The organism is Ruminococcus sp. (assembly GCF_017549005.1).
Classification (GTDB): domain Bacteria; phylum Bacillota; class Clostridia; order Oscillospirales; family Ruminococcaceae; genus Ruminococcus.
The window spans coordinates 1-7,811 of record NZ_JAFYYT010000045.1 but is presented as its reverse complement, the minus strand read 5'-3'; the positions used below and the strand labels follow the sequence as shown (position 1 = coordinate 7,811).

Here is a 7,811-nt window from a genome sequence, read left to right as displayed (position 1 = left end):
TTGTTGTTGTTGTTGTTGCGGCTGTTGTAGTTGTTGTTACAGCAGGTTTGGAGGACTTGAGGTACTCATCAACGACGTCCGCCCAGTATTTACCCATTTTCTCATATCCAACAGCGTTCGGGTGAACACCGTCGCCGAGGTCGGCAGTACCGTTGAGACAGCCATGAATATCGGCAAATGTTACCTGCTTGCCATTGCTGTTATATTCATTTGCCACCTTTTTTACAAGGCTATTGTAGCTTGCTACCTGAGCGGTCTTGTCACCGCCGCCCATGAACATACCGCCTCCGAGTTCGGGAATAGTTGAGAGGAATATCATTCCGTCGGAAGGCATATCGGCTATCATAAAGTCGAGCAGTGTATGGAGATCCTTCTCCAGTTCGCTTTCGGTATGATTATAGTTCATGTCATTTGTGCCGATTATAAGCAGTATGATGTTGGGCTGAGTCTTCTTTACGGCATCTGTTTCCTTGAGGACATCGTATAAGCCTCCACCGTAGCCGCCTTGCTGTTTTATTATAGTGTATCCGCTGTAACCTGCATGATTGTCATCATAGGTTACGCTGTTTCCGTTATACTTGAAGCTTGCGCTGTTCGATCCCTCTGGACCAACAAAGTCAAAGTTGGTATATCCCTTTTCCTTCAGGAAGTAGTCGAGATATTTTCTGTATCCGCCGGTATCGCCCATGCCATAGGTTATAGAGTCGCCTGCAGGCATTATTCTGATAACATCGCTGCTCATTGAGATATTTTCCATGTTTTGCTTCTGAGTTTCGCTGTTGCTGCCCTGACCGCCGAATTGGCTCATATCAAAGCCGCCTGCGCCGCCCTGACCGCCGAATTGGCTCATATCAAAGCCGCCTGCGCCGCCCTGACCGCCGAATTGGCTCATATCAAAGCCGCCTGCGCCGCCCTGTCCGCCGAACTGGCTCATATCGAAACCGCCTGCGCCGCCCTGTCCGCCGAACTGGCTCATGTCGAAGCCGCCTGCGCCGCCCTGACCGCCGAACTGGCTCATGTCGAAGCCGCCTGTGTTTCCTGCTGCCGGCTCATCATCGGCTGCGATAGTGGTGAACGGAACGCTTGCTGCGATCATCAGAGCTGAAACAGTACAGCTGATGACCTTTTTGAGTCTAGACTTTTTCACTAAAATCACTCCTTGTTTTTTGTCTGCAAATCTTATTGCAGAATAAAATAGAACGTAATTTAGTAGTCCCCCAAAATATTTATATCTGATTTTATTATATCATTGAAAAACTATTTGTCAAGTATTTTTTTATTATAACAAACAGTACATTCTTGAAAAACAATGTAAAACATTCTGTTTACAGCGAAATATTTATTTCCTCCGTTTCGGTAATTACAAAGCAGTTTTTCAAATACATGGAAAGTGCAGCTTTATTAACATCGGCGGCGTGCAGGATTATTTTATCAGCCTTTTTATTCTGAAGACGTGAAATTGCAAACAGAAGCAATTTTAGCCCGTAGCCCATTCGCTGGTATTTAGCTGCAACAAAAAGGTCGTCGATCTCGTTGCCGATAACGGAGACAGAGCCAATAATGCAGCCGTTATCTTCGAGAACAAAGGTATTATCACGTTTTTTCAGCAGCTCTTCACTGCTTTTGCAGCATTCACGGGGAAGTCCTAGGGAGCTTCTCATTGGATAGAAACAATCCTCATACCTGCGCCTGTACTGCTCATAGTCTGCGGCTTCATAGTTTCTCGGACTGATATCTGTGAAAACAAGTCCGCCTTTGTATTCGAGGGTGTGTACAAGGAAGCCCATATCAGTTCCTCCTTTTTAAGAATATTGAAGTATGATCATTCTTATAGTTTTTTAACGATATCAAGTAACTTCTTCCTGTAGGGAAGCAGTTCAATTAGCTCCAGCGGAGTTTTTCCCCATGCGTTTTTGTGGGTGACAAGGACATTTCCGCGTGAAAACCACAGTTTATAAAGTTCTTCAAGCTCCTCGTCCGTGTATTTCATATTTATTATGTATTGCAGCGGAACTCTTCCTTTTTCGTCGATATGATTTATATCCGCGCCTTTTTCGATGAGTATCCTGCAAAGTTCCACGGTCTGCGGCAGATCATGCTTGATTCTTGACAACAGAATATGAAGAAGATTTTCGCTGCACTCGTTTACTCCGCAGGCATCGGCTCCTTTATCGAGAAGAAACATACTTATCCTGTATCTTTCCTCAGGAACATTGTTTGAAAAAGAATAAAATAGCAGGTTTTTTCCGTTGAAAAGCTTCTTTTCGTCTCCGTCGCTGTAAACAGCGGCAAAATCATCGAACTTTTTAAGCTTTGCGGTAAGGGATATATCCATTGAAATCACTCCTTTTGAGCATTAGTATATTCATGATGTTATTATAACATAAAATTGTCGGAAATGTAAAGAATAATGTCTCAGATCATGTAAGGATCCGTTTTGACTCTACTGAGCGTAGATTGACGAAATGAAGCATTTAAGCTATAATAGTTTCAGGAGCTCACGGAATGATGGATAAGGAGGTTATAGCATGGACCAGGAAAAGACAGGAGAGCTTATCAAAAAATTAAGGACCGAGAAAGGGCTTACGCAGAAGCAGCTTGCAGAGCTGCTGAATGTCGGCGACAAGGCGGTCTCAAAGTGGGAGTGCGGACACGGCTGTCCCGATATATCCCTGCTTACAGAGCTTGAAAAAGTTCTTGGAGCGGATATAGGAGTTCTGCTGTCGGGTAATATCGAAACAAATGAAAGTGAGAAAGGTAATATGAAAAAGCTTAGATTTTATGTATGTCCGAAATGCGGAAATATCATTACCGCTACATCAGAAGCTTCAATAAGCTGCTGCGGCAGCAGGCTTTTCGCTTTGGAAATGCGTAAAGCTGAGGAAGGGGAGCGGTTAACGGTAGAAGATACAGGCGGAGAACTGTATATACACTCCGATCACGAAATGACAAAGGAGCATTATATCTCCTTTGCAGCCTATGTGCATGACAACAAAGCTATGATCTTCAAGCAGTATCCCGAGTGGAATATGCAGATGACCATGCCGCTATACCGTTCGGGCAGGCTTGTATGGTACTGTACAAAGCACGGTTTAATGTTTCAGGATATATAAAAAGCAGAGATATATTGACTTCCTCTGCAAAATATGATATTATGTAATTACCATAAAGAGTACGTGAGGGACAAGCCCGCTGACCGTACAGCAACCTGCAGTAATGTAAGGTGCTAATGCTTGAACGATGGGATGAATATGCTGCTCAGCGATCCCGTCGTGACGATGGGGTCGCTTTTGTGCTTTTATGGAATAATTCTTTTCAAAGGAGTGCATGGATATGCGTACTATCAGAGAAATGCTTGGAAATGATGAAAAAGTGTGGGTCTACATTGACGGCAGGGAGACATGGGAGAAATTTGCCGGAGCAGCCAAAAGCGAGGGCTTCCGTTTTGGTGAGATTTCACCGGAAAAATGGGTGCCCAGCTATGTGATTGCCGTTCACAGCAGCAGAGAAATGGGACACTTTCCATTATTTATCTGGGTCAGAAGCTTTATGGCTGATTTCAGCAATACACCTAAAAGGATCGATTTTATGAAGTATTGCAGAAACGATAAGGATTTTCTGTATAAGACACCGCATTTTACTGCACGGTTTAAGCAAAGGTTATAAAGCAGGAAAAAGAGTGCCCACATATGTGCGGTACTCGTAAAGAAGTATATATGGGACTTATCGGGGGAAACCTTTCTGAGGAAAGGTTCTCCCCCGAACCCCCTTCCAAAGACTTTTAACCCAAATTTTTCTAAATAGGACGCCCCCTGTAAGTGTTACAGAGGGCGTTAGTTTTCGTTGGGCGTTCTATTTAGAAAAATTTAAGCTGGAAGTTTTAGGAAAGGAGTTTGAGGAAGAACCCTTTTTCAAAAGGGTTCTTCCTCAATAAATTCTCACAAATACTTCTCTATGCGTATTACACACGGGGACACTCTTATTTTCTTCTGCCTGGTTTTGACAGCTTCTGTTCATACATTCTCGAGTCGCTTATCTTGATATAATCCTCAAGCTTGGCATTATTATCCGTTTCCGTCAGGAAAGCTCCGTAGCTAAGCTCAATATTATACGGCTTGTTGGAGTGGCGGTTGTGCCTTTCAAGAGCACTTTGCAGACGCTCGATAAATCTCTCGAGCTGCCTCTCAGAGTAGCGCGGAGCGAAGATATAGAACTCGTCGCCGCCCGCACGTCCTGCAATTTCTCCCGAGTCGCAGCACTGATTGATTATCTCTGCCGCGGATTTTATGGCTCTGTCGCCTTCATAATGGCCGTAATCGTCGTTTATATGTTTCAGGCCGTCCATATCTATTACCATAGTACAAACTGTACTCTTTGAATTGAACAAACGGATAGCTTCTCTCGAGTGGTCGTCAAATCCGCGTCGGTTGAGCATTCCTGTCAGACCGTCACGAATACTGAGGTTTTCGAGCTTTCCGATAAGCTTGTTGATTTTATCGTTTTTATAAAGAGTTTCTATGGTCATTGCCATATTCAGAAGCCATACGTTATAGAATTCATTGAATATTTCTTCGCTGCTCATTTCGATAACAGCGTATCCGAACATTCTCTCCACACAATGTACGCTCATTATGTAGAAGAAATGAGGTATATCAGTGCAGGATTTCGGTATAAGCGAAGAAATGCTGAACGAATGCTCCGATTCGGTATATTCGTTTTTCTTGTCTATCCACACTGCGGGCGTGAACTCGCCCGACGGTGACAGGAAATCACTGTCACTGGAGAGTTTTCCGCTTGTGTCCTTATGAAGCATAAGGAAGAATGAATTATAATCACCGAAATTGATGGAAGTTTCAATGAAAACACTGCCGAGCATAAGCAGACTGTCTACTTTATTGAGCTTTAACAGTGCAGATTCTGCATCATAGAGATTGTAGCTGAAATTACGGTTTATCTCATAGACCCTGTTCACATTCTCGGCTTCAAACTTGTAATCAAGATTCTTGCAGCCACAGGACTGGTTATATATGGGCTTGGAAGATACCCTCAGATCCATATCAAAGCTCTTTTTGTGCCAAAGGCTCTCAAACAAAGCAAGCGACTTGCGCGCAATCTGGACTCTTTCTCGTGTAGCAGATGTAAGGTGGGGGAGAAATTCCTGTCCCTCAAAGGTGCCGTCAAATCCCGATATGGCAATATCTTCGGGAACGTTGATATCACGTTTTTTCAGTGCGGTTATGAGAGAGATCGCCATGTAATCATTTGCGCATACGATAGCTTCGGGACGTTCGGAGAGCGAAAGGAAATAATCAGCCGCCTCTTCGCCCTTATGGAACCAGAAATCGCCCTCGAATACTCCCGCACCATTTTCGGGGAGTCCGCGCTCTTTCATGATCGTCTGAAATTCCGCTAGGCGTATCTGTGCGTCGGGGTGACTTAAATATCCCGACATGAAACCGATCTTAGTAAAATGATGATGATCGAGGAAGTGCTCGATAAGAGTTCTGATACCGCCTGTATCATTGAATTCGATATTGTAAAAGCCTTCTACGTGCGTACTTATTGATATAACGGGGCATACGGCTTCACGCAGCTTATGTATTACCTTTTCCGCCATACCGTCAACATTATAGCCTTCGCCGTCAAAAATTATTCCGTCAAACTGTTTGAGGTCAATCATATCTATCAGGTCAAATTCATAGTCGCCGTACTGTGCGTTCTTATTGCCTATTTTACCGAGCGAATTGATGTATACTATGTTGATCTTCAACTCTTCTGCAGCAATATTAAATGATCTGCACAGGTTCTGTCTGTATCTGCTGGTGAAGCAGCATCCGAAAAAAGCGATAGTTTTCAGTTTAGCGTTCATAGTATCAATCACCTCGGTCCGAACGGACTTTTTCCTAATATAATAATATCACAAATTATGTATAATGTCAATCGCTTTATTGAGCAAAATAAACACTGTTTGTTCAAAAATTGTTGTATAAAGTTAAATTCTGTACGAATATGACAGTTCTGATGTTAAGCGCTGCTTTATTCGTCCGGAAGATTATCACAGAGTGTAAGTGTGAGAAGATCGTCTGAGGATTCACTTTTAACAAAATAAACGGTCGTCTCAACACGGCGGTATATACCGTCGTCTCCAAGCTGACGTGTAACAAGACGTATCTCTGTCTTGCCGTTTGCGTAATCACGGATAAGAGTTGACCTGTTGAATGTAGTGGAAAATATTTCCTTATCGTCAGGATACATTGTCTCTGTTCCGTGCATGATAAGTTCATCGAAAACGCCTGCAGACGGACAGCTTGTGGAAGAAAAGTCCTGGTAGGCCATCATATAGAAGGTGTTTCGTGAAAGATTCGAGAATATTACAAGAGGATAGCGGCGGAAAATAACGCTCATAAGCAGATTCACCGCACTTGCAGGGCTTTGGAGCTGCAGTATGTCGGCAGGCTCCTCCGCGTTCTTGTCAAGCTTGCATATCGCAAGGTAATCCTCCTCGGGCATGGGTTTCGCAAAGATGTAGCCCTGTATCCTTTCGCAGCCGCAGGTCCTGAGAAATGCGAGCTGTTCCTTTGTTTCAACGCCCTCGGCGATAGTACGCATATGCAGGCGGTGAGCAAAATTGAAGATACTTTCGAGAACTATACGCTCTTTCTCGTTCTCGCAGTTCTGACTAAGAAGAGATTTGTCTATTTTCAGTACATCAGCAGGAACGTCCTTGACGAATTGCAGTGACGAAAGTCCGCTTCCGAAGTCGTCGATAGCGATCCTGAAACCTGCCAATCTTGCAGAATTTATCCATTCAAGGATTTTCTGTGAGTCGTTTACCATTGCCGACTCGGTTATCTCTATTTCAATAAGTTTGTGTGGGAGCTCGTAGCTGTCAACTATTTTTGCCAGCTTTTCCGTGAAGTTGTCCTCATAAATGTGGCGCCTTGAGAAGTTTATTGATATCCTGTGGCGGGCATAACCTGTCTGTTTACAGAGAGTTTTGCAGACGATATCTGTTATATACCAGTCTATGTCCATTATTAGGTCGGATTCTTCAGCAACAGGAATGAAAAAGAAAGGAGAGATGAGTGAACCGTCCGGTTTTATCCAGCGTGCAAGAGCTTCGGCGCTTTTTATCTTGCTTGTTACGGTGTCGTACTGCGGCTGGTAATAGGCACATATTTCTCCGTTTTCAAGAGCTGTCCTGATCTCTTCGGGTGTGAAATTCATAAGATCACTCTCTTTCTGTCATTTTTGTACTGAGGTATATAATCATCTGTAAAACCGGTTATTTACGTCTTTTCAAAGCCTTTGAACAAGTATTATCCGCTTGTTGTCATAACTTTATTATATTATAGCATATTTTAACTGTATTTTCAATGATGCCGAAAGAAAATTTATAAATAATTAACATATCGGAAGATAAAGAAAAGGCTCTCAAATCAAAGAGAGCCTTTTCCAGAAGGGGGGGGCATATTTAAACAACAGGGAATTTGTCCAAAAGATTGAGACAGAACTTCTGAATTGTAGCTGCGTCGTTATTTGTAACGCCGTCGCCTGTCATGTAGCAGTCTGCATTTTTAAGACCAAGGTCAGTGATATGTCTTTCATCTGTTCCGTTTATGCCGTAGCGTGAGGGATTTGCAAGTGACTGCATGATAAGAACTGCATCTGCAAGGTCGACCTGACCGTCGCAGTTCGAGTCGCCGTATTTGATGTTTTCAGCGATTTCTGATGTGGTTGCTGTTGTAGTTGTTGTAGTTTCTGTCGATGTTGCAGAAGTTGAAGTAGTGGTAGTAGTAGTAGTTGTTGTT

The 7,811-nt window shown here is 43.3% G+C and carries 7 protein-coding genes, 1 pseudogene and 1 riboswitch; of the genes and pseudogenes, 2 read left to right on the top strand and 6 right to left on the bottom strand.

Going from position 1 to position 7,811, the window contains the following annotated elements:
* The 3 genes from IKW96_RS11265 to IKW96_RS11255 all read right to left on the bottom strand — a co-directional run.
* Nucleotides 1-1,147 (bottom strand): SGNH/GDSL hydrolase family protein (locus IKW96_RS11265; protein WP_296574703.1); only part of this gene is annotated, 1,147 nt, incomplete at its 3' end.
* A gap of 178 nt (nt 1,148-1,325) precedes the next feature.
* Nucleotides 1,326-1,787, bottom strand: a complete 462-nt coding sequence (locus IKW96_RS11260) for a GNAT family N-acetyltransferase (protein ID WP_296574697.1) — start codon at nt 1,785-1,787, stop codon at nt 1,326-1,328.
* Nucleotides 1,788-1,828: 41 nt separating this feature from the next.
* Complete coding sequence (locus IKW96_RS11255) at nt 1,829-2,335, bottom strand: ankyrin repeat domain-containing protein (RefSeq protein WP_296574694.1); 507 nt, start codon at nt 2,333-2,335, stop codon at nt 1,829-1,831.
* 193 nt (nt 2,336-2,528) lie between these two features.
* Here IKW96_RS11255 and IKW96_RS11250 point away from each other — a divergent pair, with 193 nt between their 5' ends.
* Entirely contained in the window at nt 2,529-3,113 is a 585-nt protein-coding gene (locus IKW96_RS11250) for a helix-turn-helix domain-containing protein (protein ID WP_296574691.1), read from the top strand.
* Nucleotides 3,114-3,160: 47 nt separating this feature from the next.
* A riboswitch (SAM riboswitch) is annotated at nt 3,161-3,247 on the top strand.
* A gap of 80 nt (nt 3,248-3,327) precedes the next feature.
* Entirely contained in the window at nt 3,328-3,666 is a 339-nt protein-coding gene (locus tag IKW96_RS11245; RefSeq protein ID WP_296574689.1) for a hypothetical protein, read from the top strand.
* 313 nt (nt 3,667-3,979) lie between these two features.
* On the opposite strand, the gene IKW96_RS11240 is transcribed toward IKW96_RS11245, so the two are convergent.
* The 3 genes and pseudogenes from IKW96_RS11240 to IKW96_RS11230 all read right to left on the bottom strand — a co-directional run.
* Nucleotides 3,980-5,869 (bottom strand): GGDEF domain-containing protein, encoded by a 1,890-nt coding sequence (locus tag IKW96_RS11240; protein WP_296574686.1) that lies wholly within the window; start codon nt 5,867-5,869, stop codon nt 3,980-3,982.
* A gap of 167 nt (nt 5,870-6,036) precedes the next feature.
* Entirely contained in the window at nt 6,037-7,227 is a 1,191-nt protein-coding gene (locus IKW96_RS11235) for an EAL domain-containing protein (RefSeq protein ID WP_296574683.1), read from the bottom strand.
* 247 nt (nt 7,228-7,474) lie between these two features.
* A pseudogene (locus tag IKW96_RS11230) lies at nt 7,475-7,811 on the bottom strand (glycoside hydrolase); the annotation flags it as partial.

What these genes read in the sequence shown, in the direction of transcription:
- IKW96_RS11260 (WP_296574697.1), bottom strand. Translation starts at nt 1,787, where the DNA reads ATGGGCTTCCTTGTACACACCCTCGAATACAAAGGCGGACTTGTTTTC.
- IKW96_RS11255 (WP_296574694.1), bottom strand. Translation starts at nt 2,335, where the DNA reads ATGGATATATCCCTTACCGCAAAGCTTAAAAAGTTCGATGATTTTGCC.
- IKW96_RS11250 (WP_296574691.1), top strand. Translation starts at nt 2,529, where the DNA reads ATGGACCAGGAAAAGACAGGAGAGCTTATCAAAAAATTAAGGACCGAG.
- IKW96_RS11245 (WP_296574689.1), top strand. Translation starts at nt 3,328, where the DNA reads ATGGATATGCGTACTATCAGAGAAATGCTTGGAAATGATGAAAAAGTG.
- IKW96_RS11240 (WP_296574686.1), bottom strand. Translation starts at nt 5,869, where the DNA reads ATGAACGCTAAACTGAAAACTATCGCTTTTTTCGGATGCTGCTTCACC.
- IKW96_RS11235 (WP_296574683.1), bottom strand. Translation starts at nt 7,227, where the DNA reads ATGAATTTCACACCCGAAGAGATCAGGACAGCTCTTGAAAACGGAGAA.